Here is a 23,857-nt window from a genome sequence, read left to right as displayed (position 1 = left end):
TCATTCCTCCTACCCATAACCATAATAATATTTCCTTTACCTATGGTTGCGGTGCCATTGATGGTGGCAATGGTGGCCCTTGAATTTCACTTGGATTCGGTAAAACTTGCGGGAGCACTTTCATTAAGCGTTCATTTGCTGCACGGTACACTTCTGATGGCTGTAACGGCGTTTTCGGGTCACTATCATTACCCCATAAAAGCAGAAGATAACGTAAACGTTGTAGCTCAGCGCTTGGTCTGGCGCTAATGATAGTATATGCACGTTGTGTATCATGTTTCACCGCAGAGACAACCCCAACGGGGTAACCTTCAGGGAAACGCCCACCTAGGCCAGAGGTAACGAGCACATCCCCAACACGGATATCGGTGTTTTCAGGTAATGGCTCAAGCTGTAAATCATCCGCACACCCTGAACCCGCGGCAATGACACGCACATCATTGCGCAGAACCTGTACTGGAAGAGCATGTGTGGTATCGCAGATTAATAATACGCGGCTATTAAAGTTACTCACTCCCACCACTTGGCCGACAACGCCTTTATCACTAATAACGGGCTGACCTTCATAAACACCTTCATTACTGCCTTTATCAATCACCACTTGATCACGATAAGGCGTGTTCGCACCTGAAATAACTTGCGTCACCATCATGTGTTCATCCTGGCGTAATGGCGAACCGAGAAGCTCCCTTAAGCGCGCATTTTCCTGCTTAAGTTGTTCCAGTAATAGGTTATCGGCTTTTTTCAGTAGCAGCTCTTGGCGCAATGCTTTGTTTTCAAATTGCAGCTGTTCCCGTGAAGAGAAACTTTCTGAGATATTGTCTAGGAACTGACGTGGGCCATTAGCTAAAAAATAGAATGGGCTGACCGCCGTGTCTAAGTAGTTACGGACTTTATTGAAAGGCTCGAATCGATGGTCAATCACCACCAGCACAAGTGCAATAATTACCGCAAAAAAAATGCGTAACTGTAGGGATGGACCTCGCCTAAAAATGGGCTTCATGTGTGGCTAAGTTTCGCTAATGTCAGAGGATCAAAAATAGTCAAAGCAGCTAGGCACCAACCTAACTGCTTATAGTTGGCCATTTAGTCTTCGCTAAACAGGTCACCACCGTGCATATCAATCATTTCTAACGCTTTACCACCACCACGGGCGACACAGGTTAGAGGATCTTCTGCAACGATAACTGGAATACCAGTCTCTTCCATTAATAAGCGATCTAAATTACGAAGAAGTGCACCACCGCCCGTTAAGACCATTCCGCGCTCTGAAATATCAGACGCTAATTCAGGTGGACACTGTTCCAGTGCAAGCATAACCGCGCTAACAATCCCCGTTAACGGCTCTTGTAATGCTTCTAAGATTTCATTGGAATTCATTTTGAAACCACGTGGAACCCCTTCAGCAAGGTTACGACCACGGACTTCAATTTCAAACACTTCATCAGTTGGGAATGCAGAGCCAATACCATGTTTAATACGCTCAGCCGTTGCTTCACCAATCAGTGAACCATAATTACGACGAACATAGTTAATAATGGATTCATCAAAACGGTCACCACCGATACGAACAGAGGATGAATACACCACACCATTTAATGAGATAACAGCGACTTCCGTAGTACCACCACCGATATCAACCACCATTGAACCTGTTGCTTCAGATACAGGAAGACCCGCACCGATAGCCGCAGCCATAGGCTCTTCAATTAAGAAGACTTCACGCGCACCAGCACTTAAGGCGGATTCGCGAATGGCTTTACGTTCAACTTGAGTTGCACCGACAGGTACACAGACCAACACGCGAGGGCTTGGACGCAAAAAGCTGTTGCTATGAACTTGTTTAATGAAGTGTTGTAACATTTTTTCAGTCAAGAAAAAGTCAGCAATAACGCCGTCTTTCATTGGTCTGATTGCAGAAATATTACCTGGTGTACGTCCCAGCATCTGTTTGGCTTCACCACCGACTGCGGCCACACTTTTCGACGAACCTGCACGGTCTTGACGGATAGCGACTACAGAGGGTTCATTTAATTTTACGCCCTGTCCTTTGACATAAATGAGGGTATTGGCCGTACCCAAGTCAATAGACAAGTCATTAGAAAACATGCCACGAAATTTTTTAAACATAACGAAAGAGTTATCCTGCAAGCTGGGGACGAATATAAACCCGTCTACTCTACCAACCACTTGAAGCGGCCTCAAGACGTTAATGAGCTGCTTCTATAAATATGGTCAATTCATCTATTTTTCACGTACCGTACTGTACATGCTTCTTATCGAAACGAAGCAGATAAAAACCTCAAAAATAGATATTAATTTCACTTTTCCCATCACTAGATAGAATTACGTAAAAATAACCCCTACTCTTTGGCTGTTATATACTCCATTGTTTGTATTCCCAGTGTGACAAGTAATTGTGACTACAAGTTCAAATAATATTTATATCTTTTTATTATTGCTACGCACTGGTTATTTTCACTACAAATCAGATGAATTTCACGAGTGTTCGCTCTATTATCTACCAAAAATGAGGCAAATTTGTATTAGTACGCAAAATGAATTCGTCGTGATGCGTTATTTTGCATGATAAAAGCCTATTTATGCCAGAAAAAAATAAAATTTTACAAAATAATTACATTACTAATAGCTTAAGAACCGTTATTACGTCAATGAAATACCTTTAAATTTTCGGCATTTTAAATGACATATTTAATCATTTCACTAGGAGTGAACGATGAAAGCTCTCGTCCTAAACAAATCCGATGAAAAAATCACCGCTAATATCCAATCTCTGACAACAGAAATGCTACCTGCCGGGGACATTATAGTCGATATTCACTGGTCCACACTAAATTATAAAGATGCGCTCGCCATTAATGGGAAAGCGGGTGTAGTAAGACAATACCCGATGGTGCCTGGTATCGATTTTTCTGGCGTCATTCACCACAGTGAAGACCCTCGTTTTCAAGTTGGGCAGCATGTTTTATTGACAGGTTGGGGGGTCGGTGAAACCCATTGGGGGGGCTTAGCCTCACAAGCCCGTGTTCCTGCAAATTATTTAACCCCCCTTCCTGAGCAACTCTCTTTAAAACAGGCGATGATTATTGGCACTGCGGGTTTTACCGCTATGCTGTGTGTCCAGGCTCTAGAAGATGCAGGCATTACGCCAGATAAAGGCGAAATCGTTGTCAGTGGAGCAAGTGGTGGTGTCGGCAGCACCGCGGTTCAACTGTTATCTTTATTAGGCTATGACGTGGTCGCCATTTCTGGACGTGAAGAAAATAACGCTTATTTGCAGACGCTAGGCGCAAAACGCGTTTTACCGCGCAGTGATTTTACACATCCCGCAAAACCACTCGATAAACAGCTTTGGGCTGGGGCTATCGATACCGTTGGTGGTGAATTGCTGGCTAACTTGCTGGCACAAACCCATTATAATGGTGCCATTGCAGCTTGTGGCTTGGCTGGTGGTTTTAACTTACCGACCAGTGTGATGCCTTTCATTTTACGTAATGTGCGCCTACAAGGAGTCGATTCAGTCTATTTTCCTGCGGCAAAACGCGCGAAAGTCTGGGAACGCCTTGCACGATTGCTGCCAGCTGCTTTCTATGAGCAAGTATGCTCTGAAATCAAATTGGAAGAAGCTGCAGAATATGCAAAAAAACTCTTAAAAAATGAAGTGACTGGACGTACTCTAGTCAATCTTTGCGAAAAATAACCGAATACGTGCGGCTCTCTGGCAAAAATACGGATTACCGCACATTTCACAAAATAAATTCGGGTAATTTCTCTGATAAGACCAGTATTTTGCTGCTATATGCCACGAAATAATTATAATAGCGTCCTTTGTCGGTAGAAATTCCATTTATTTTTATGATAAAAGATGACAAACGCTCAACATCGCGTTATGTTGTCGGACTATTGATATATCGTCGGAGTTAGCAGCATAATGGCAGAAGATATTCACATTTTACTCTTGAACGGGCCAAACCTAAACCTGCTAGGTACACGGGAGCCAGATAAATATGGCAACCAGACTCTTGCTGATATCGTCGCAAAATTGGACGTTGAAGCAGGCCAGTTAGGTGTAAAATTGAGTCATTTTCAATCAAATGCAGAGCATGAACTGATCGATAGAATTCATGCAGCACGCCATGATGTTGATTTTATTCTCATCAATCCGGCTGCATTCACACATACTAGCGTAGCTCTACGTGATGCGTTATTGGCGGTGTGTCTCCCGTTTATCGAGATCCACCTGTCTAATGTGCATGCGAGAGAACCATTTCGCCAACATTCTTATTTCTCCGACCAAGCTGTCGGTGTAATTTGTGGTCTAGGCGCTGATGGCTACCGTTTTGCTTTACAGGCAGCGGTTAACCGCGTGCGCCTAATTAATTCAATCCAAATATAAGAGTACGGAATCATATCCATGGATATTCGTAAAATTAAAAAGTTGATCGAGCTGGTCGAAGAGTCTGGCATTTCTGAACTGGAAATTTCTGAAGGTGAAGAGTCAGTACGTATCAGCCGTGTCGCTCCTGCTTCTCAAGTTATGGCTGCACCTCAACAATTTTACTCAGCACCTGTTGCACAACAACCTGCGCTGGCAAATGCTGTTGCACCATCTGAAGCAATGGCAACACCAGCTGCTCCTGCAACCGTTGCAGGGCATCAAGTTCGCTCACCAATGGTAGGAACGTTCTACCGTGCGCCAAGCCCAGAAGCGAAAGCATTCGTTGAAATTGGCCAAACTGTGAGTGTTGGTGACCCACTTTGCATCGTTGAAGCGATGAAAATGATGAACCAAATCGAAGCAGACAAAGCAGGCGTTGTTAAAGCCATTCTGTTGCAAAACGGTGATGCAGTAGAATTTGACGAGCCATTAGTTGTCATCGAATAACGAGGCGTCTCCATGCTGGAAAAAATTGTCATCGCAAACCGCGGGGAAATCGCACTACGTATTTTGCGTGCCTGTAAAGAATTAGGCATCAAAGCTGTAGCGGTTCACTCCACGGCTGATAGCGATCTAAAACACGTGTTGCTGGCTGATGAAACTATCTGTATTGGCCCAGCAGCCTCTGCAAAAAGCTACTTAAATATCCCTGCGATTATCTCCGCAGCAGAAATTTCAGGCGCACAAGCGATTCACCCAGGATATGGTTTCTTGGCTGAAAACGCTGATTTCGCAGAACAAGTTGAAAACTCGGGCTTTATTTTTATCGGTCCCAAAGCTGAAACCATCCGCCTAATGGGTGACAAGGTTTCTGCGATTAACGCGATGAAAAAAGCAGGAGTTCCGTGCGTGCCAGGTTCTGATGGCCCACTAGGTAATGACACCGAAAAAAATAAAACCATCGCAAAACGCATCGGTTTCCCTGTGATCATCAAAGCATCTGGTGGTGGTGGTGGTCGTGGTATGCGTGTGGTTCGCAACGAAAAAGATTTGGAATCTTCCATCAATCTGACGCGTGCTGAAGCGAAAGCCGCTTTCAATAATGATATGGTTTACATGGAGAAATACCTTGAAAACCCACGTCACATTGAAATTCAAGTTATGGCGGATGGCCAAGGCAATGCGGTTTATTTAGCAGAACGTGACTGTTCAATGCAACGTCGCCACCAAAAAGTGGTTGAAGAAGCACCTGCACCAGGGATCACCCCTGAAATTCGCCGTAGCATCGGTGAACGCTGTGCAAATGCCTGTATTGAAATCGGTTACCGTGGTGCAGGTACCTTTGAATTCCTGTTCGAAAACGGTGAATTCTACTTTATCGAAATGAATACCCGTATTCAGGTTGAGCACCCAGTGACTGAAATGATCACGGGCGTTGACTTAATCAAAGAGCAATTACGTATTGCTTCGGGTTTACCATTATCAGTGAAACAGGAAGATATTGTGGTTCACGGTCATGCGGTTGAGTGTCGTATCAACGCAGAAGATCCGAAAACCTTTATTCCTAGCCCAGGTAAAATCACACGCTTCCACTCTCCAGGTGGCTTCGGTGTACGCTGGGAATCTCATATCTACGCAGGCTATACAGTGCCTCCGTACTATGACTCAATGATTGGTAAACTGATCACCTATGGTGAAACCCGTGAAATTGCTATTTCTCGTATGAAAAATGCATTGAATGAGTTAATCGTTGATGGCATCAAAACCAACATCGAACTGCACCAAATGATCATGAACGATGAAAACTTCCAAAAAGGTGGAACTAACATCCACTATTTAGAGAAAAAACTGGGCATTTCTGAGTAATTTTGAAATTGTCTGTTTGACTCATCGTCAATTAATGCCGCAAAGCCCTGCTTCGCGGCATTTTTTTGCATTAAATACCTTTTCTCGCACTTTTATTCTGCCTTTTCTTACACTCTACCTGCGGATTATCGTACAATCCCTGATTATTTTTCTGTGAGTGAGGAGGAATAACGGATGGATAAACGTTTTCTTCAATCCAATAAGGAAGCGCGTTGGTCTCTCTATTTGACCATCGCATACATGATAGGCTGGATAATTAGTGCCTATCTACCCGACAATACGCGTGGTATCACTGGTCTACCGTTATGGTTTGAGTGGTCATGCATTATTGTCCCCGTCATTTTTATTTTGCTCTGCATTATGATGGTCAAAATCATTTTTAAAGATATTCCTCTGGAGGAGAAGGATGCAGATTGAAGTTCTTCTACCTTTAATTGGTTATCTAGCACTAGTTTTCCTGTTATCCGTCTACGCCTATAGAAAACGGACGAAAGGGGAATTCCTCAATGAGTACTTTTTAGGTAACCGTTCCATGGGCGGCTTTGTCCTAGCCATGACCATTACAGCAACCTATATTAGCGCAAGCTCATTTATTGGTGGGCCTGGTGCAGCGTATAAATATGGCCTGGGCTGGGTGCTCCTTGCTATGATCCAACTCCCTGCTATTTGGTTATCTCTCGGAGTATTAGGGAAAAAATTCGCTATCTTGGCGCGTCGCTATAATGCAGTGACTCTAAACGATATGCTGTACGCTCGCTACCAAAGTCGATTTTTAGTCTGGTTCGCCAGTGTTAGCCTGTTGATTGCCTTCTTTGGGGCAATGACTGTACAGTTTATTGGCGGGGCAAGACTACTCGAAACCGCCGCAGGTATTCCCTACACATATGGGTTAATTATCTTCGGTGTCTCCATCGCGCTATATACCGCGATTGGCGGGTTTCGGGCGAGTGTATTAAACGATGCCTTACAAGGGCTCGTCATGCTGCTTGGCACGGTGATTTTACTTGTTGCCATCATTTATCATGCAGGGGGTCTCCCTGCTGCAATTGAAAAAATACAGTCTATTGATCCGAAATTAGTCTCCCCAGCAGGGGGCGATGATATTCTAAGTGGGCCGTTCTTAGCATCATTCTGGATTTTGGTTTGCTTTGGTGTTATCGGCTTACCGCACACTGCGGTACGCTGTATTTCATACAAAGACAGTAAAGCCGTTCACCGTGGTATTATTTTGGGCACTATCGTGATGGCGGTATTGATGTTTGGAATGCACTTTGCTGGCGCATTAGGTAGAGCAATCATACCTGACCTCACTATCCCTGACCAAGTCATTCCAACCTTGATGGTACAAGTACTACCGCCTTTTGCCGCAGGGATTTTCTTAGCAGCGCCTATGGCGGCAATTATGTCCACCATTAATGCCCAATTACTGCAATCTTCAGCAACTATCGTCAAAGATATTTACCTGAACGCAGCACCAGAACAAATAAGAAATGAGAAGAAGCTCGCACGGATCTCCAGCTTTTCTACTCTGATCTTGGGCGCATTACTCCTCATTGCTGCGTGGAACCCACCACAAATGATCATTTGGCTAAACCTGTTAGCCTTCGGTGGGTTAGAAGCCGTTTTCTTATGGCCACTGGTACTCGGACTGTATTGGGAGAAAGCCAACGGAACGGGCGCGGTTAGTGGCATGGTTGTCGGAGGAGTAAGCTATGCAATCTTAGCAAGCTTCAAAATCGAAATCATGGATTTCCACGCCATCGTACCATCACTGATTTTTAGCCTAATTGCGTTTCTTGTCGGTAATCTTTTTGGCAAAAATCCAGTACAATTGACGACAAATTAATTTAGAGACCTGTTTTTGACATTGTCTCGTCATATGACATTCATGCTCTAAATAGTGTGGGCTATCTGCACCAATTACGCGATAGCCCAAAACATAGTGAGCATTTAAGGAATACTATGCCTTGGATCCAAATCAAAATTAACTCCACAGCCCAACATGCGGAAGCACTGGGTGATGAACTTATTGAAACAGGCGCAGTCTCTGTAACATTTCAAGACAGCCACGATACCCCTGTTTTCGAACCGCTACCTGGGGAAACCCGTCTGTGGGGTGATACTGATGTAATTGGCTTATTTGATGCAGAAACGGAGATGAAATTCGTTGTTGCTCAATTAGAAAATAGCCCTCTACTGGGCACTGGTTTTGCCCACAAAATCGAACAGTTAGAAGACAAAGACTGGGAAAGAGAGTGGATGGATAACTTTCACCCAATGCGCTTTGGTGAGCGCTTGTGGATCTGCCCGAGCTGGCGAGATGTCCCTGATCCAACTGCGGTAAACGTGATGCTTGATCCTGGCTTAGCATTTGGAACAGGAACTCACCCAACCACATCCCTGTGTTTACAGTGGCTTGATGGCCTTGATTTAGAAGGTAAAACGGTGATTGACTTTGGTTGCGGATCTGGGATTTTAGCGATCGCGGCACTCAAGCTCGGTGCCACTCATGCCATCGGGATCGATATTGATCCTCAAGCGATTACGGCAAGCCGTGATAACGCTGAACGTAATGGCGTTTCAGAGCGTTTATCTCTCTACTTACCGAAAGACCAACCCCAAGAGCTCCAAGCTGATGTCGTCGTCGCTAACATCCTTGCTGGCCCATTACGTGAATTAGCACCAATGATAAGCGTGCTACCGCGTGCAGGTGGGTTACTAGGACTTTCGGGTGTTCTCGCAACACAGGCAGAAAGTGTCGCAGATGCTTACCGCGCAACCTTTGAAATCGACCCTATTGCCGAGAAAGAAGAATGGTGCCGCATCACAGGTGTCAAGCATTTTTAATAGAAAAATTATAAAAATCAGAGAATAATTTCTTTGAAAATAAGCGCAGAATAGATTATCTTATAGCTCAAATATTGCTCAGTTGCTGGCGATAATCTGTTCTGCACGAGATTTGAACAGCATAACAGTTATTTTAATAAATGGTTACGTAGTTATCTTAACTATTTGTTAAATATAACTAATTTTAAAATTGCAAAAATGCAAGATAAAAAAATTAGTGATAAATAACCGTTTGCTCAAAGTTTGTCCTTTCATATCTCGTAAAAAATGCGTAATATACGCGCCCTTGCAGTCACAGTATGGCCCCCATTTAGATATGCGAATCGGACAATATCAGTTGAGAAACTGTCTTATTGCTGCCCCCATGGCAGGCATTACAGATAAACCGTTTAGGTCGCTCTGTTATGACATGGGTGCAGGGATGACAGTATCGGAGATGCTTTCTTCTAACCCTCAAGTTTGGAAGACAGACAAATCTAGACTCAGAATGGTTCATCGTGATGAACTTGGGGTTCGTTCTGTTCAAATAGCTGGCAATGATCCCGATGAAATGGCTGCCGCGGCTCAAATTAATGTTGAGAGTGGCGCTCAAATCATCGATATCAACATGGGCTGTCCAGCTAAAAAAGTGAATCGTAAGTTTGCAGGTTCAGCACTGTTACGTTATCCAGACATCGTTAAATCGATTCTCGAAGGCGTTGTTAAAGCAGTGAATGTTCCCGTTACGCTTAAGATCCGCACAGGCTGGTCACCTGAAGAGCGAAACTGCATAGAGATTGCCAAATTGGCCGAAGATTGCGGCATTCAAGCACTCACTATTCACGGCAGAACTAGAGCCTGTCTGTTTAATGGGGAGGCTGAATATGACAACATTCGGGCAGTTAAGCAGACTGTTACCATTCCGGTTATTGCCAATGGCGACATTACTGACCCGCATAAAGCCAGAGCAGTTCTAGACTACACAGGGGCGGATGCCTTGATGGTAGGCAGAGCCGCTCAGGGAAGACCCTGGATCTTTCGGGAAATCCAGCATTATCTGGACACAGGTGAGCTCTTGCCACCAATGCCTATGGCAGAGGTACAACGCATTATGCTCGCGCACGTACAGGAATTGCACGACTTTTATGGTCAAGGCAAAGGAGCCCGTATCGCGCGCAAACATGTTTCTTGGTACTTAAAAGAACATGCACCTGATGACCAGTTTCGGCGCTCATTCAACGCCATTGAGGATGCCAGCGAACAGCTGGAGGTGTTGGAAGCATTTTTTGAAAATTTTTGCGTAAATAAAGATAAGAGCTGACAGAACTATGTTCGAACAACGCGTAAATTCTGACGTACTAACCGTTGCTACTGTAAATTCACAAGATCAAGTAACTCAAAAACCGTTACGTGACTCAGTTAAGCAAGCACTGAAGAACTATTTTGCTCAATTAAATAATCAAGATGTTAACGATTTATATGAGCTGGTATTGGCTGAGGTAGAACAGCCTTTGTTGGACATGGTTATGCAATATACCCGTGGAAACCAGACCCGTGCAGCCCTGATGATGGGTATCAACCGCGGAACTCTGCGTAAGAAACTGAAAAAATACGGCATGAACTAATCCTAGTCGGTTAATGCAGTGTTTTTAAAGGCATTTCCTGTTTTTCAGGGAATGCTTTTTTGTTCCCCCTCCCCCCAAAAATTCTGCTCACAATCTCTTGGCACTTATCGCGGTAATCAACAATATCGCCCCATGACAAGCGATTCCAAAAAATAAGCACAAGGTGATGCGTTAAGTCTGATTAACAAGTCAGTAATGGCTTATATTCTTATAGCCCCCTTAGTGGTTTACAATTAGAAACTGACCTTGAAGCGTTCCTGAGTCAAATTGACCAGAATACCTACGCAAAGGAATAAGATAATCTAACAAATACAGTTAGTTATCCTATCCCCTATTTCAGCTTAATCAACTAACGGGTTACACACTCGTTAGTTGAAACTTTCTAACCCCCTGCTGTAACTCCTGAGTTTGCTCAGCTAATGAACTGGCCGCCGTTGCCACTTGCTCAACTAAAGAAGCATTTTGCTGTGTAACGCTGTCCATCTGTGTAATCGCCACACCAACTTGAGCAATACCTTTACTTTGCTCTTCAGAAGCCACCGTTATCTGCTTCATAATCGCAGTCACTTCATTGATACCTTGCAGAATGTTTTCCATGGTTTTACCCATTTCATTAACTAGTCCTGTCCCTTTTTCAACACAGGCCCCTGAATCCGCAATCAAACGTTCGATTTCCATTGCCGCATCCGCGCTGTGACTCGCTAGCTTACGGACTTCAGCCGCGACGACCATAAAACCACGGCCGTGTACACCCGCCCTTGCCGCTTCAATGGAGGCATTTAGCGCTAATATATTGGTTTGAAAACTAATATCGTTAATCATATTGATGATATCTGCGATTTTTTGTGAGCTTTGGGATATCTCATTCATTGTCACAACAACTGAATCAACGATCGTATTTCCTTTGTTTGCTACGACAAACGCTTCACTTGCTAATTGGTTCGCTTGAAGAGTGTTTTCCATATTCAACTGCACAGCCGCAGTAATTTGTTCCATACTCGCCGCCGTTTCTTCTAACGCTGCCGCTTGTTCTTCCGTTCTCGATGAAAGATCACTGTTACCATTGGAAATTTCACTCGCCCCGAGATAAATATTTTCACTGCCCTGCCGTATAATACTAACTGATCCGCGCAAGCTTGTTTGCATCTCTTCAAGCAACGGAAATAGTTTACCAACACAATTGTTTCCGAAAGGCTTAATTGAATGACTTAAATCCCCTTTCGCTATTTGCGAAAAATATTGTCTTAGCAAATCCAATGGCTTTTGCATCATAGCTGCAAGGTAGCGATCGGTGAAAATTAGAGTTAATACCCCGAGTACCGTCGCAACAATCATTACGACACGCGTAATATCCATTTGATTATCAACTTGGTCACGTGTTGCACTGATCATCTCTTCTGCTGATTGATTAAACTTTTGGATTGATGCGCCAAATGTTCTGCTCAATGCTGGGGTCACATTATGCGCGTGGGTTAAATATTCCTGTGAATTATCTCCCATGCCTAGAACTAACTGTGGCTTAACACCCTCATCAAGTAGTGCCTGCCAGCTATTAATCACTTGCTCAGAAATCTCAGTTTCCATCGGCCCTGGCGAAATCGCTTTCATCTGCTCAAGATAGCTTGCCATATTCTCCATCGCATCTTTAACAGGTGCATAATCGATAGTTTTTCCCTCATTTTTACTTTCCATCACACGCGTTAACCGTGTGACAAAACGAAAATATTGGTCATTTCCTTGACTGAGTACTGTCATCTGTTTCACCAATTGCCTATCGATATCATTACCATCAGCAATCCGAGACAAAGACCAACCGCTATAGAGACTGGTTCCCCCCAAGATCAAGCATAGAAGCCCTAATAAAATGAGCATAACAGCACGAATTGAGTAGTTTCGAAGTTTCTGCATACAATTTCTCTTTTGGTGGGATAAAATGACGATATTTAACTTTATCGGCGATAAAGAGAAAAAAATTAGCCTCTTAAACGGGTTGTTTAATAGACAAAAATCAGCAAAATAAGTAAAAACGCTTATAATTCAAAAGGGTTATTATTTAGTTTTAAGATAATTAATTTTACATACGGTATAAATTAATTTTATAAGTTTGATAAGGATCGCTAAATACAGTTTCTTAACCCTAGGCTTATGCACCAGCTTTTATCTTTGCCCAATACTGTTCTTATACTCAATTCCCGCTACATAATCGATTTCATCATTAATCATGTCGATATCAATTCACAATTTATTCTCACTTAAATCAAATAATTATCTATCTCATAAATTGACTTAAATATATTGATCTTGAAATTACTTTTAATATAATAATATTGATTATCATTTGCATTATCATTACAAAAGGCAAGCCTACTCCAATGAAAACTATCTCCCCCGTTGGAAACAATAGGGTTAAACTTAAGCCAAATATTATTTGTTTTACTATTTTATCTATTCTTTCTTTTACAACTTATGCAGCCAACACAGAACCCAAATCGTCACAACCCCAAGGTGATGATGATACGATTGAGCTACAAGATAGCTACGCTCGGCCAGATTATGTTGAAATTGAACGTTTGCGAGATACCAAGCAAATTATTGTTATTACAAAAGAAGATATTCAGGGAAAAGGGAACCGCACCATCTCTGATGTGCTTAAATCCGTTCCTGGTATTAGCGTAGATACCTCTGGGCAAGGAAATATTGACCTGCGTGGACAAGGCGCAGAAACCTCACAGCGTAATCTGCAAGTGTTACTTGATGGCGCCCCGATTACGACCCTTGCGAATCATCCTTATACTACTAACTACGATATCATCCCTGTTGAACAGCTTGAGCGGATTGAAATTATTCCGGGAGGTGGAAGCGTTATTTATGGTTCAGGCACTGCGGGTGGCGTTATTAACATTACCTCTAACTTAAGAAGTATGGCCGATCCTAAAACCAGCGTTTTATCTGAATGGAACTCAGAAGGATACCGCTTAAATGCCAACTTAGGTGCTCGGGTTAATGATAAATTCTCCTTGTTAGGGACAGCCAGTAAACTCAACCGTGACCTCTACTATAAAGATACTTACCGTAACTCAGAATATTACTCGTTAGGTGGGAGATGGGATCTCACGCCAGATCAAAGTCTTATGTTACGTGGAAGCCATCTCACGGAAAGCTCACAGTACGTTAAAACGCTGACTTCACGTAATATCAAAAAATACGGTAAAGACTACGTTCCACCAGATAAAACCGTCACTGTAGGTATTGATGAAAATGGTCAGTTGATTAAAAAAACCATTAGTGGTTATTTAATTGGCGACCGCGAGGTCGATAGCTATAACCTTAGCTATCAAAATGCATTTACCGATAAGCTAAATTTTGCCACTGATGTTTTCTATACCGATGGTTTTTATACCAATAATGCCAATTGGGAACAAAAAGTTGATCAAAAAAGCCACGGCACAAAAATAAAATTAGATATTGGTTATCTTGATAATAGCAATTTACTTCTTGGTGTTGATTATTCGCAACAAAAAGCCTCAATTCATTATATTGGTAGCTATAAAAAAGATAAGAAAGGCCGCTATTATGGAGTTCCTCATAATTTCGATTACGATAAAACAACAAAAGCCATTTATGCACTTAACAGTTTGAAATCAGAGCAGTTTGTATTTACGCAAGGTTTAAGACGTGAATTGTCTGAATGGTCATTTGATAAAAGTGGTACGGTAAATGGCTCGGGTACCTCAGACCGTTGGAATACCGCGGCGGAGCTCTCCCTTGCTTATCTTTATCGTGATACTGGCCGAGTGTATGGGCGATACGAACGAGGTTACACCCTTCCTGACGGCCTGCAAATCAGCGATCAATCCGTTGTTAATGGTGAAAAAATCTATACCCCAACTAAGGCCGAAGATGAAAAATATGACTTATTTGAGCTTGGCCTTAGAGATAAATTGGCGTTCAGCACAGTCAATGTAACGCTCTGGACATCAAATACCAATAATCAACTAAATCGTATTTATCTTACCAGTGTTAATGACGCGAAAACGATGAACTTACTAAAAACTCGCCGCTGGGGAGCCGATGTCGACTTCCAACAAACTCTCGGCGATTTCACCTTCCAAGAGTCTTATTCATGGCTCAGAGGACGCTCAGATTACAATAATCATGGACGCCAATTTTTGGAGGAAAATGGTAAAAACACCATCGACTACACCAAAAGTGGTTTAACCAAAGTGCCAGAGCATTCCGTTAAGCTAAAAATTAAATACGACTTTACCGAGGATTTATCAGGGGATATTCAATACACCTATTACGGTTCGTACAATAATTTTCTCTCTGATGCCAATAAAGAAGAAGATGGCGTAGTGAAATCTCGTGAGCTTATCGACCTCAGTGTTCGTTATGCACCTATTGAACATATTGAATTATATGGTGGTGTTACTAACTTGATGAACAAAACTTACTACGATTACGTCACCTCAGGCTATGGTTCATTAATTCCGGGAAATGAGCGTTCATTCTTTGCGGGTATAAAAGCGACCTATTGATTTAAACAGGAAACGTTTCGGTGACTATACATCCCTCTTTTCGTTATAAACTCGCCTTAACGGTGTCACTCGTCATTCATATCACAGCTATTGTGTTTATCGCCCTACAAACTGGTAGGGCGCTCCCCATAGTGGAAGGTGTAGAAACAATAACGTTATCCCTTGGTGGACCAATGAGCTCTCAAGGGAGCTCAAGTCTAGCAAGTCACCAAGGAGAGCCTCTGAGACAAACAATAGCCTCAGAGCAAATCTCAAAATCAGAGCCTATTTCTCAACAAAAGCCGGCAAATAAAGCTCAAAACCCGCCAAAACGCGACCCTATTTCTGCGAATATACCCATTGATGATACCGTTGAGTCCCCATTACTTACTCAAAAAACAAAAGTGATGAAAAAACCTAAACCTGTTCAACCCGCACACAAGTCAGAGCAGAACACACCACATCAATTAGTTGCTGATAATCCACCTAAAAAGACGGAGAACCAACTGATTACAAAAGATCCGCATCAAATAACACCATCAAGCTCACAAGACAAAGCGCAGGCGATGACATCCAATGCTCCCGAAAAAAATGGTTCCACCGCAACCCCATTGGCGTCAGAAAACAGCCCAAGTGGCCAAGGGATAAATGCCTTATCCGGTAATAGCCAATTTGCAGCAAATGGGGATGGCAGCTATACCGCACTGGGTTCGAGCGGGATCTCCTACACAATTTTACAGGATGCAAACCCTAAATATCCCAAAGAAGCTCGCTCCTTGGGTTATACAAAAGTGGTTAAAGTTCAAATTCGATTATTAGTAGGGTTAGATGGCCAAGTTGAGTCCGTTGAAATATTAAATAGTAAAATCCCTGATTTAGGTTTTAAAGAAGAAGCCGTGAAGGCAATTAAAAAAATGGCATTTAAACCCATTATTTACCAAGGACAAAACATTAAAATGTACTTTAAAAAGACAGTGGTTTTTCAGTATTAACCGGGTAATTTAACAGAAAAAAGGTACAGCAAACCCCGCTGTACCTTTACAGTTAGCTTAAAACAAGGTTGAAAAATTAACGGTATATCGGTAAAAAATTAAACTGAGCGAGTAATTGGCAGATAATACCCAAAATACCAAAAGCAATAACGGCATAGATTAACCCTTTACCGCCCCATACTTTAAATTTTGAATCCGGGAAACGTTCTCTGACTTTCAATGCCATAATAGCAGGGCAGATTATCGCCCAAATACATGCTGCCATACCAGCATATGCTATTGCGATTAAAAAACCATTTGGGAATAACATGCAAAGAATTAAAGGGGGCAAAAAGCAAAGTAATGCTGATTTCATTCGCCCTGATGGGTTATCTTTAAAGCTCAAAGATGCAAGTATGTAATCAAATAACCCAATAGCAACACCTAAGAATGAACAAAATACAGCGCTAATAGAAAACCAAAGTAAAAATGTCGCAATGTGTTTACTATTCAGAACGGAATAAAGTGATTCAATAAATGCGTCTAAATTACCGCCTTTATTTATTATTGTTAAAAACTCAGCTCTTGGTAGATTACCCATTGTCCCCATAATCCAAAGAAAATAAAGAACGAGTGCTAATACACAACCAATCACACAGCTCTTAACCACTTTTCTCTCATTTTCATGATACAGCTTGTACAAACTGCACACATTACCATGGTAACCAAATGAAGTAATTGCATAGGGAATAATAATAAATACAAAAGGTAATAATGCGGTTTGCCCACCTTCAACAGGTGATGTTAATAATAAGTCCGTTTTGACAATCAAAAATAATCCAGAGAATGCGAGGATAAACAAAATAATTTTTATAAATAAAAATAATGATGTTAAACGACTCGCACCAACACCACTCCACCAAATACTCGCACCTAGTATTAATGTGAAGGCAATAAAAATAACTCTTAAATTAATATCATAACCATAAATAGCCGCAGCTTCTTTAATAACAGATCCCGCTGCAGATATATAGGCATAAATTAATATATAAAGGACAAATATTAATGCCATGTTAGCAATATAACAGGCCCATCTTGGTAAAAGTTCTTTTGATATAAAAAAGTAATTCGTCCCTGCGCCATATTTAGAAATACATTCTAAAATATAAATCCCTGAATGAAACATAAAAAAGCAAACAACTAACAAGATAACTACAGAGTTAATAAACCAAGCTCCAGCCATAATAGTTGGCAAGCTAAACATTCCCGCCCCTATCATGGCACCGCCTAGCACAAAACCCCCTACCATTATGGAGGGTTCTTTCTTGGCTGCCGAATTATTCATGGTGTTTACCTTAAGAATAAGGATGAGGTTCCCGCATTGCACGGGAACCATAATATATACCTATTTTTTATTTAATAGGTTTTAATCTTGCTGTGAAGTGTCTTAATACTGGTGGCTCATATTCAAAATCCAACCCTTTTAAGGTGGCAAATTTATCTTTTAAGCCAATCAGAGCATCTGCAATGTAATCCATGTGGTCATTAGTATAAACACGTCTTGCAATAGTTAACCGCATGAATTCCATGTCTGCATGTTTTTGTTTCCCAGTTTCGGGGTCACGTCCTAATAAAAACGAGCCAATCTCAACAGCACGAACACCTGACTCTAAATATAGCGCGTTAATAACAGCTTGCGCTGGGAATTGATCACCTGGAATATGTGGGACCAGTTTTTTACAGTCCACAAATACAGCATGTCCACCTGTAGGGTATTGAATTGAAATTCCACCTTCACGTAAACGGTCACCTAAATATTTTACTTGGCCAATACGATAATGTAGGTATTCTTCACCAGCGCCTTCCTCAAGGCCTTGCACCATCGCTGCCATATCACGGCCAGCTAAACCGCCGTAAGTTACAAAACCTTCCATCGGAACACAGCGCTGTCTTGCTAGTGTAAAGATATTTTCATCATTTTTAATACAAACTAATCCACCAATATTTAATAACGGATCTTTTTTCGCTGACATCGTTAATGCATCAGCATATTTGTACATATCAAGGATGATTTCTTTAATCGTTGCATTTTTATATTTCGGATCACGCTCTTTAATAAAATACGCATTTTCACAGAAACGTGCGGAGTCCATAACAACAAAAATATTATGTTGTTTTGCGATTTCATACACTTCTTTCAAGTTAGCCATAGATACTGGCTGGCCACCTGCACTATTACAGGTGATAGTAGAAACAATCGCAACAACGTTTTCTGCACCATACTGCGCAATATTATCTTTCAATTTTTGAATATCAAAGTTACCTTTCCAATCATCATAGGTATCTGAGTCATAGGCTTTTTCTGTAACGATATTGATTGCTTTACAATGGTTTAACTCAACGTGGGCTGCTGTCGTATCAAAGTGGAAGTTAGAAATAAATACGGGCTTTTTCGCTCCGCCTTGTTCCTGTTTGACTTTCAGCAATACAGGGAACAACATATTTTCAGCACCACGGCCTTGGTGAGCGGGAATGACATAATCGTAATCAAACATCTCTTTAACTTTATCTTTTAAATCATAATAGTTACGAGACCCTGCATATGCTTCATCACCCGTAATCATCGCTGCCCACTGGTGATCACTCATGGCATTGGTACCAGAGTCAGTTAAGAGATCGATATACACAGCACTGCTTGGTAATAAAAATGGGTTGTATCCCGCTTCTTTTAATGCAGCTTCACGCTCTTCTCTTGATGGGATACGGATATTTTCTACCATTTTAATACGAAATGGTTCTACGATTCTTTTAGCCATGATAATACCTTTAATTTTTCATTAAATAATAAATATAAGAATTCGAACTTATAAAAAATAAGCTAACGAAACTTTTAACTGAGGAAAAATTGAAAGGTTAATTATTTGGAAAAAAGAAGGCTAAGGAAATATCAATATTGAACCATTTCTTCATATAGAAGAAATACCTTGATATTAGTGACTCGTTTAACAAGAACATACTATGACTCCTATCAACAAGGAATTAGTACAACCATCTGCATTATATATATAACAGTTACATTCTTAAATTAACCCCTATTGTCATATTATTATACTTATATCACATTATTTAGGCTAAATAGCATAAACCCTTTGAGCTCAGTCACAATGTTTATTTTATGCAATTTAGGTGTTAAAAATAATTTAATTAATTAACTTATTTCACAAGGAACTGATAATAAGTATGTTAGTTGAATAATTATAAAGAATAATTTAGCTTAATATAAAAATATCTTAATTAAAATTAAATGGATAGAATCTTACAATAAGGCTTTATCCATTACTTAACTAATCGTTACTGAGCATCTTTGCCATACTTTGTTGACTTTGGACCGTATAAAATCCCATTAGGGCTACCTGCAGATAATAACCGAGTACTTGTTATACCCGCTATTGCATAGCTTTTATCTGTCATCGTATCTGCTATCTGATTCATAACAGCAGAAACTAGCGCACCTAAAATACCATTTGAAGAGGAGTTATAAACAAATGTAACCCATAGTTTCTTAGTGCGGGTTAAATAAAACACTCAACAAAACTTATTTTTAATGAGAATAACCCTCTGTATGCCATGAAATTTTCTGCACAAAATATCCACATCCTGCATTATTTTAACTTTTTATTAACATTAATGATTGTGCTTTCTCTCAGAAACAGTAAGTGTAGGGAGGGCACGTTGTGACCATAAAAATAAGCCTGCTACTAAAAATTATTAAACCCTCATAATAAGAGAGTTAATTATGACGATGCAAACAATCGCTGTGAAATCATTTACTTCCACAAAAACAACATCAAAGGTTTTGCTGATTTGCTGGATGAGTATTTTGTTTGAAGGATACGATGTCGGCGTAATGGGGGCGGTACTACCTACCCTTGCCGAATACAAGCAATGGAGTTTATCGCCTCTTGAGCTAGGAGCTCTAAGTAGTTATGCATTAATAGGTATGTTTTTTGGTGCCTTTATTATTGGCACACTAAGCGAATTATATGGTCGGCGGCGCATGTTATTAGCCTGCGTAACGTTATTTTCAGTCACCATGTTAGGCGCTGCATTGGCACCCACACCATGGGTTTTTGGGATCATGCGTTTTATTGGTGGAATTGGTTTAGGGGGTGTAATTCCTGTTGCCGCCGCTTTAACCATTGAATATTCCCCCAGTGAAAAACGCTCATTTAATTATGGCATTATGTATTCTGGTTATTCATTGGGGATTTTAAGCGCAGCTCTAGTCGCGATATGGTTGCTTGAACAATTCGGCTGGCGAAGCGTGATTGCTTTTGGTGCATTACCATTATTACTTATTTGGCCAATGGCACGCATTCTTCCTGAATCACTCGAATATTTAACCCATAAAGGCTTACATAGTGAAGCCAAGGCATTAGCTAAAAAACTTGATATTAATTACCAATCGACATCTGAGCATGTGCAAGATAACCCCCAAAGTATTAAAGAAATTGTTTCCGTTGTTTTTGCTTGGCGCCACTTACGAGCTACAGCTTGTTTTTGGATAGCCTTATTCTGCGGTATGTTATTAGTCTATGGATTAAATACTTGGCTACCTTCTATTATGCGTAAAGAAGGATATAACTTAGGTTCCAGCTTAACATTTTTAATTGTATTTAGCTTAGCCTCTGCGCTGGGGGGGTTATTCTTAGGAAAAATTGCAGACAGATATGGTGTTCGAAATTCTGTGGCCTTCTTCTTTTTGCTTGGTGCTATTGGCGTGGGAAGCTTGATATTCAAGCAAAATATTTATATGAACTATATGCTCGTCGCCTTTGCTGGGGTCGGCAGTATTTCAGCTGCATTGATATTAACAGGCTATATTGCCAATTATTACCCATCCAATGCGCGCGCATCTGCAACGGGTTGGGCACTTAGCTTCTCACGAATTGGTGCTATGACAGGGCCAATGTTTGGTGCATATATTGCGAGCCTTGGAATTGCCACAAGTTGGAATTTCATTGCATTTGCTATTGTCGCCATTATTGCTGCGATTGCTGTTATCTTATTACCAGCCAAACAGATCGTATAATATGATAAAAAGGATAGAATATATTCTATCCTTTTAAAGATTCCATCAATTTTAATTCTAATCTAAATAATGGCATTAGCTTTAAAATAATTAATGCTCATTAATTGTGTATGCTAAATTATCACTCCCAAGATTTATTGACTTCTCCGCGACAACCCCCCCCCGAACAATGATACGAGCTAATTTTGGAGATAAATCTCGACTCACATTAATATGAAACTGATTCATTTCATCATCTCTAACTCTAATATTCTTCAGCTTATGGAAACTCAATAAACCATCAGTATATTCAACCTCAAGGTAACAATTACTATTATCCATAACCTTATCTGATTCATATATCATTCCATATGCTGAATTTAACGGAGGGTATATATAACTTGGTAATTCATTACGTGGATCGTAAAACCCAATAATAGTAATTACTTTCCTACCTTGTTCTAAAGGAACCAAGTCAACATAAGGTTCGTCTTCAATAACCCAAATAACGCCATTTGAGACATAGTATAATTCAATATTTTTTTCAGCTGATAAAATAGTTCCATTCATATGTAAATAAACACCATAACTAGATCTCGAGTTGATTTTTATAACATTGCCATTATTGTCATCATTCGCATCTGGAAAATAAACATTTCCAGCCCAATTCCCGTCATAAATATCAATATAAATATATTTATTTTCTTCAAAGTAATCATTTATATAATCAGCTGTAATATCTACAGAATTTTTAATAGTGACCCACTTAAAATCATATTTGTTTACCTTATTCTCATACTCTACCATTTTATTTTCTTGATTATTCCAAATGCTAAATCCTGTTTTAGAATTTGGATCAAATATCGCTTTGCTCTCCAAATCATTTTGAATATAAAATAATGAATATGGTGTATGTAAAGTAAAAACATTGTGCTTCTCATACATTGGACTGCCTCCCGCCATAGCATCTCTACCAAGAGAGTGGCCTTCAAAAGGGGGTGCACACGGCCCAATTCCTTCATCTTCTAGATATGTAGGTTTGTTGGTGATATCTTGTTTAAAATTAGGCAGAAAAAAATTATTATCGCAGTCCCATCCCCATGTAGAGTTTCGATGAGTTGGGATCTGAGCAACTGAGCCATCAAAATCCCCAGGGTAATGCCCTAAACCAAAGTTATGCCCAACTTCATGACTAAATTCATTTCCTATCGTGTCATCTAGCGTCACCATGCCACTTCCACCCGATCCTCCATGAACTTGTATGCCATTCTCATACATCCCTATACTTGTATGTACTGTAAATTGTGATGTATTTCCCCTTGGACCAAGCTCTCTACCTGTTACATTGATACCATAATTTGCATAGTTAATTCCTGAAGCAATCAGTGACTTGGCAATTTGTTCCCTCATAATTCCATCGTGCCAGCCACCATTCCCTGGTGCATGGCCAGTAAGTAAGCGTCCATCAGACAGCATCACCTCATCTAAATCGATAGGATCATATGTATTGACGATTAAACGAGATACTGGAATTTGTTGAAAATATTGACGATGATATTCAGGGTTTTCTTGAAATTCAAATTTCTCTCTATGGGGAGTTAACATACCAATTGCAATCGTATTTAAGAACAACTGATTAGGTGCTCTTACTATAGGCTTATCAATAAAGCCAAATTTATTATCTCGGATAAATTTAAGCTTTATTCCTGGTTGAATAACATCTTGAGGAACAACGACAGACCAAGTATTTCCTATATATTGAATTTCTGATAAAAACTTTCCATCACTATTGCTGTCAGTTGACTCGTACCATGTCCCTCTTTCATTAACAAGTAATAAGGAATCCCCTTGTTCAAGATTTTTCTTTGTAGAATTAAAGAGAATTGAAATCCCCCATGTTGATGTACATTGGAATAACACTTTTTTACCCGCATAATCCAAATTATAAAATAACTCAAAGGATGGAGAGTATCCGCCATCATAAGTTACTACATTTATTGTGTTATATTCGTCAATAAACTTATTAAAATACAATGGATCTTTAGCGTTTTGTAATTGTTCACTATTATCTAAGGTAAAATCAAAATAGGATGGCTGTGAAAAATCAGCCTCTATTTCAGCATATACGTTCGAACAGGTCTTGGTTAGGTGCTCAGGAGATAACATTTCCTGATTAAATAAAATATCAGAATTTTCATTATAAATAGCAATTCGAATAGGAGATTCGCTTAATAAATCGTCATGAGGCTTAAACATAAACATTGTTTTTCTATTTGATATTAACGTTGGTTGAATATCATTACTCACATGATTTTTTGCGGGTATAATACTATTTTGCACATAATAGACCGTACCTTTAAGATCACCATAAGTATCACTATCATATTTAGAATTATTAAAATAGGTTATGTTTTTTTTCATTTAAAATCTGCCTTTTCTTGTTGGACGGATTGTTTACTTTAAATAGCCATTAATTGTCATATAATTTAAAGAGGAAACAATATTAAAGAATTAAATAAAAATAATAGTAATTCAAATTAATAAATTACTTCCAATTCAAATCCCCATCAACTTGAAAAGTA

General features: G+C 40.4%; 18 protein-coding genes and 1 pseudogene. 12 read left to right on the top strand and 7 right to left on the bottom strand.

What is annotated here, in order from left to right; translation table 11 throughout:
• Positions 1 to 40: 40 nt before the first annotated feature.
• Together mreC and AABS66_RS07660 are read right to left on the bottom strand one after the other, a co-directional pair.
• A complete protein-coding gene (mreC, locus tag AABS66_RS07665) occupies positions 41 to 1,003 on the bottom strand; it encodes a rod shape-determining protein MreC (protein WP_206083530.1) in 963 nt (320 codons plus the stop codon).
• A gap of 83 nt (positions 1,004 to 1,086) precedes the next feature.
• Positions 1,087 to 2,130, bottom strand: a complete 1,044-nt coding sequence (locus AABS66_RS07660) for a rod shape-determining protein (protein WP_430224745.1) — start codon at positions 2,128 to 2,130, stop codon at positions 1,087 to 1,089.
• 607 nt (positions 2,131 to 2,737) lie between these two features.
• Here AABS66_RS07660 and AABS66_RS07655 point away from each other — a divergent pair.
• From AABS66_RS07655 to fis, 9 genes are all read left to right on the top strand, one after another.
• Positions 2,738 to 3,721 (top strand): oxidoreductase, encoded by a 984-nt coding sequence (locus AABS66_RS07655; protein WP_272539226.1) that lies wholly within the window; start codon positions 2,738 to 2,740, stop codon positions 3,719 to 3,721.
• Between the two features lie 231 nt (positions 3,722 to 3,952).
• On the top strand, positions 3,953 to 4,417 hold the full coding sequence (aroQ, locus tag AABS66_RS07650) for a type II 3-dehydroquinate dehydratase (RefSeq protein WP_272539225.1): 465 nt from the start codon (positions 3,953 to 3,955) through the stop codon (positions 4,415 to 4,417).
• 18 nt (positions 4,418 to 4,435) lie between these two features.
• Positions 4,436 to 4,906 carry an acetyl-CoA carboxylase biotin carboxyl carrier protein gene (accB, locus tag AABS66_RS07645; protein ID WP_206083527.1) on the top strand — a complete coding sequence of 157 codons (471 nt, stop codon included), beginning with the start codon at positions 4,436 to 4,438 and terminating at the stop codon, positions 4,904 to 4,906.
• Positions 4,907 to 4,918: 12 nt separating this feature from the next.
• Complete coding sequence (gene accC, locus AABS66_RS07640) at positions 4,919 to 6,265, top strand: acetyl-CoA carboxylase biotin carboxylase subunit (RefSeq protein WP_206083526.1); 1,347 nt, start codon at positions 4,919 to 4,921, stop codon at positions 6,263 to 6,265.
• 174 nt (positions 6,266 to 6,439) lie between these two features.
• Positions 6,440 to 6,682: a YhdT family protein gene (locus AABS66_RS07635; protein WP_206083525.1), complete on the top strand. Its 243-nt coding sequence runs from the start codon at positions 6,440 to 6,442 to the stop codon at positions 6,680 to 6,682.
• The gene (panF, locus tag AABS66_RS07630) at positions 6,672 to 8,111 is read left to right on the top strand and encodes a sodium/pantothenate symporter (RefSeq protein ID WP_206083524.1); all 1,440 of its coding nucleotides are present in this window, start codon (positions 6,672 to 6,674) and stop codon (positions 8,109 to 8,111) included. The genes AABS66_RS07635 and panF overlap by 11 nt, the downstream gene beginning before the upstream one ends.
• A 116-nt stretch (positions 8,112 to 8,227) precedes the next feature.
• A complete protein-coding gene (gene prmA, locus AABS66_RS07625; RefSeq protein WP_430224744.1) occupies positions 8,228 to 9,112 on the top strand; it encodes a 50S ribosomal protein L11 methyltransferase in 885 nt (294 codons plus the stop codon).
• A 316-nt stretch (positions 9,113 to 9,428) separates the two neighbouring features.
• Positions 9,429 to 10,412: a tRNA dihydrouridine synthase DusB gene (gene dusB / locus AABS66_RS07620; RefSeq protein WP_430224743.1), complete on the top strand. Its 984-nt coding sequence runs from the start codon at positions 9,429 to 9,431 to the stop codon at positions 10,410 to 10,412.
• 7 nt (positions 10,413 to 10,419) lie between these two features.
• Positions 10,420 to 10,716: a DNA-binding transcriptional regulator Fis gene (fis, locus tag AABS66_RS07615; protein WP_004258438.1), complete on the top strand. Its 297-nt coding sequence runs from the start codon at positions 10,420 to 10,422 to the stop codon at positions 10,714 to 10,716.
• A gap of 357 nt (positions 10,717 to 11,073) precedes the next feature.
• Here the strand turns inward: fis and AABS66_RS07610 are convergent, their stop codons facing one another.
• Positions 11,074 to 12,624, bottom strand: coding sequence for a methyl-accepting chemotaxis protein (locus AABS66_RS07610; protein ID WP_375083713.1), 1,551 nt, complete (start codon positions 12,622 to 12,624; stop codon positions 11,074 to 11,076).
• 464 nt (positions 12,625 to 13,088) lie between these two features.
• On the opposite strand from AABS66_RS07610, the gene AABS66_RS07605 reads away from it, so the two are divergent.
• Both AABS66_RS07605 and AABS66_RS07600 read left to right on the top strand, forming a co-directional pair.
• A complete protein-coding gene (locus AABS66_RS07605; protein WP_272574021.1) occupies positions 13,089 to 15,254 on the top strand; it encodes a TonB-dependent receptor in 2,166 nt (721 codons plus the stop codon).
• 20 nt (positions 15,255 to 15,274) lie between these two features.
• Complete coding sequence (locus AABS66_RS07600; RefSeq protein ID WP_272539221.1) at positions 15,275 to 16,225, top strand: energy transducer TonB; 951 nt, start codon at positions 15,275 to 15,277, stop codon at positions 16,223 to 16,225.
• 76 nt (positions 16,226 to 16,301) lie between these two features.
• On the opposite strand, the gene AABS66_RS07595 is transcribed toward AABS66_RS07600, so the two are convergent.
• The 3 genes and pseudogenes from AABS66_RS07595 to AABS66_RS07585 form a co-directional block, all read right to left on the bottom strand.
• Positions 16,302 to 17,549 (bottom strand): aromatic amino acid transporter, encoded by a 1,248-nt coding sequence (locus AABS66_RS07595; RefSeq protein WP_272539220.1) that lies wholly within the window; start codon positions 17,547 to 17,549, stop codon positions 16,302 to 16,304.
• A gap of 67 nt (positions 17,550 to 17,616) precedes the next feature.
• Positions 17,617 to 19,020, bottom strand: coding sequence for a tryptophanase (locus AABS66_RS07590; RefSeq protein ID WP_206083519.1), 1,404 nt, complete (start codon positions 19,018 to 19,020; stop codon positions 17,617 to 17,619).
• Between the two features lie 535 nt (positions 19,021 to 19,555).
• Positions 19,556 to 19,741 (bottom strand): annotated as a pseudogene (locus AABS66_RS07585) (GNA1162 family protein); the annotation flags it as partial.
• Positions 19,742 to 20,000: 259 nt separating this feature from the next.
• Between AABS66_RS07585 and AABS66_RS07580 the strand changes: the two are divergent.
• A complete protein-coding gene (locus tag AABS66_RS07580) occupies positions 20,001 to 21,296 on the top strand; it encodes an MFS transporter (RefSeq protein ID WP_206083518.1) in 1,296 nt (431 codons plus the stop codon).
• 90 nt (positions 21,297 to 21,386) lie between these two features.
• Here AABS66_RS07580 and AABS66_RS07575 read toward each other — a convergent pair whose 3' ends face one another.
• Positions 21,387 to 23,696: a M66 family metalloprotease gene (locus AABS66_RS07575; protein WP_206083517.1), complete on the bottom strand. Its 2,310-nt coding sequence runs from the start codon at positions 23,694 to 23,696 to the stop codon at positions 21,387 to 21,389.
• Positions 23,697 to 23,857: the final 161 nt, after the last annotated feature.

Origin of the sequence: Providencia sp. SP181 (assembly GCF_050446505.1) — a bacterium.
Classification (GTDB): Bacteria; Pseudomonadota; Gammaproteobacteria; order Enterobacterales; family Enterobacteriaceae; genus Providencia; species Providencia vermicola.
This window is presented reverse-complemented; position numbering and strand designations above follow the sequence as displayed.

What these genes read in the sequence shown, in the direction of transcription:
- fis (WP_004258438.1), top strand. Translation starts at nt 10,420, where the DNA reads ATGTTCGAACAACGCGTAAATTCTGACGTACTAACCGTTGCTACTGTA.
- AABS66_RS07605 (WP_272574021.1), top strand. Translation starts at nt 13,089, where the DNA reads ATGAAAACTATCTCCCCCGTTGGAAACAATAGGGTTAAACTTAAGCCA.
- AABS66_RS07590 (WP_206083519.1), bottom strand. Translation starts at nt 19,020, where the DNA reads ATGGCTAAAAGAATCGTAGAACCATTTCGTATTAAAATGGTAGAAAAT.
- accB (WP_206083527.1), top strand. Translation starts at nt 4,436, where the DNA reads ATGGATATTCGTAAAATTAAAAAGTTGATCGAGCTGGTCGAAGAGTCT.
- panF (WP_206083524.1), top strand. Translation starts at nt 6,672, where the DNA reads ATGCAGATTGAAGTTCTTCTACCTTTAATTGGTTATCTAGCACTAGTT.
- AABS66_RS07580 (WP_206083518.1), top strand. Translation starts at nt 20,001, where the DNA reads ATGACGATGCAAACAATCGCTGTGAAATCATTTACTTCCACAAAAACA.
- dusB (WP_430224743.1), top strand. Translation starts at nt 9,429, where the DNA reads ATGCGAATCGGACAATATCAGTTGAGAAACTGTCTTATTGCTGCCCCC.
- AABS66_RS07595 (WP_272539220.1), bottom strand. Translation starts at nt 17,549, where the DNA reads ATGAATAATTCGGCAGCCAAGAAAGAACCCTCCATAATGGTAGGGGGT.
- AABS66_RS07575 (WP_206083517.1), bottom strand. Translation starts at nt 23,696, where the DNA reads ATGAAAAAAAACATAACCTATTTTAATAATTCTAAATATGATAGTGAT.
- prmA (WP_430224744.1), top strand. Translation starts at nt 8,228, where the DNA reads ATGCCTTGGATCCAAATCAAAATTAACTCCACAGCCCAACATGCGGAA.
- mreC (WP_206083530.1), bottom strand. Translation starts at nt 1,003, where the DNA reads ATGAAGCCCATTTTTAGGCGAGGTCCATCCCTACAGTTACGCATTTTT.
- AABS66_RS07655 (WP_272539226.1), top strand. Translation starts at nt 2,738, where the DNA reads ATGAAAGCTCTCGTCCTAAACAAATCCGATGAAAAAATCACCGCTAAT.
- AABS66_RS07660 (WP_430224745.1), bottom strand. Translation starts at nt 2,130, where the DNA reads ATGTTTAAAAAATTTCGTGGCATGTTTTCTAATGACTTGTCTATTGAC.
- accC (WP_206083526.1), top strand. Translation starts at nt 4,919, where the DNA reads ATGCTGGAAAAAATTGTCATCGCAAACCGCGGGGAAATCGCACTACGT.
- AABS66_RS07610 (WP_375083713.1), bottom strand. Translation starts at nt 12,624, where the DNA reads ATGCAGAAACTTCGAAACTACTCAATTCGTGCTGTTATGCTCATTTTA.
- AABS66_RS07635 (WP_206083525.1), top strand. Translation starts at nt 6,440, where the DNA reads ATGGATAAACGTTTTCTTCAATCCAATAAGGAAGCGCGTTGGTCTCTC.
- aroQ (WP_272539225.1), top strand. Translation starts at nt 3,953, where the DNA reads ATGGCAGAAGATATTCACATTTTACTCTTGAACGGGCCAAACCTAAAC.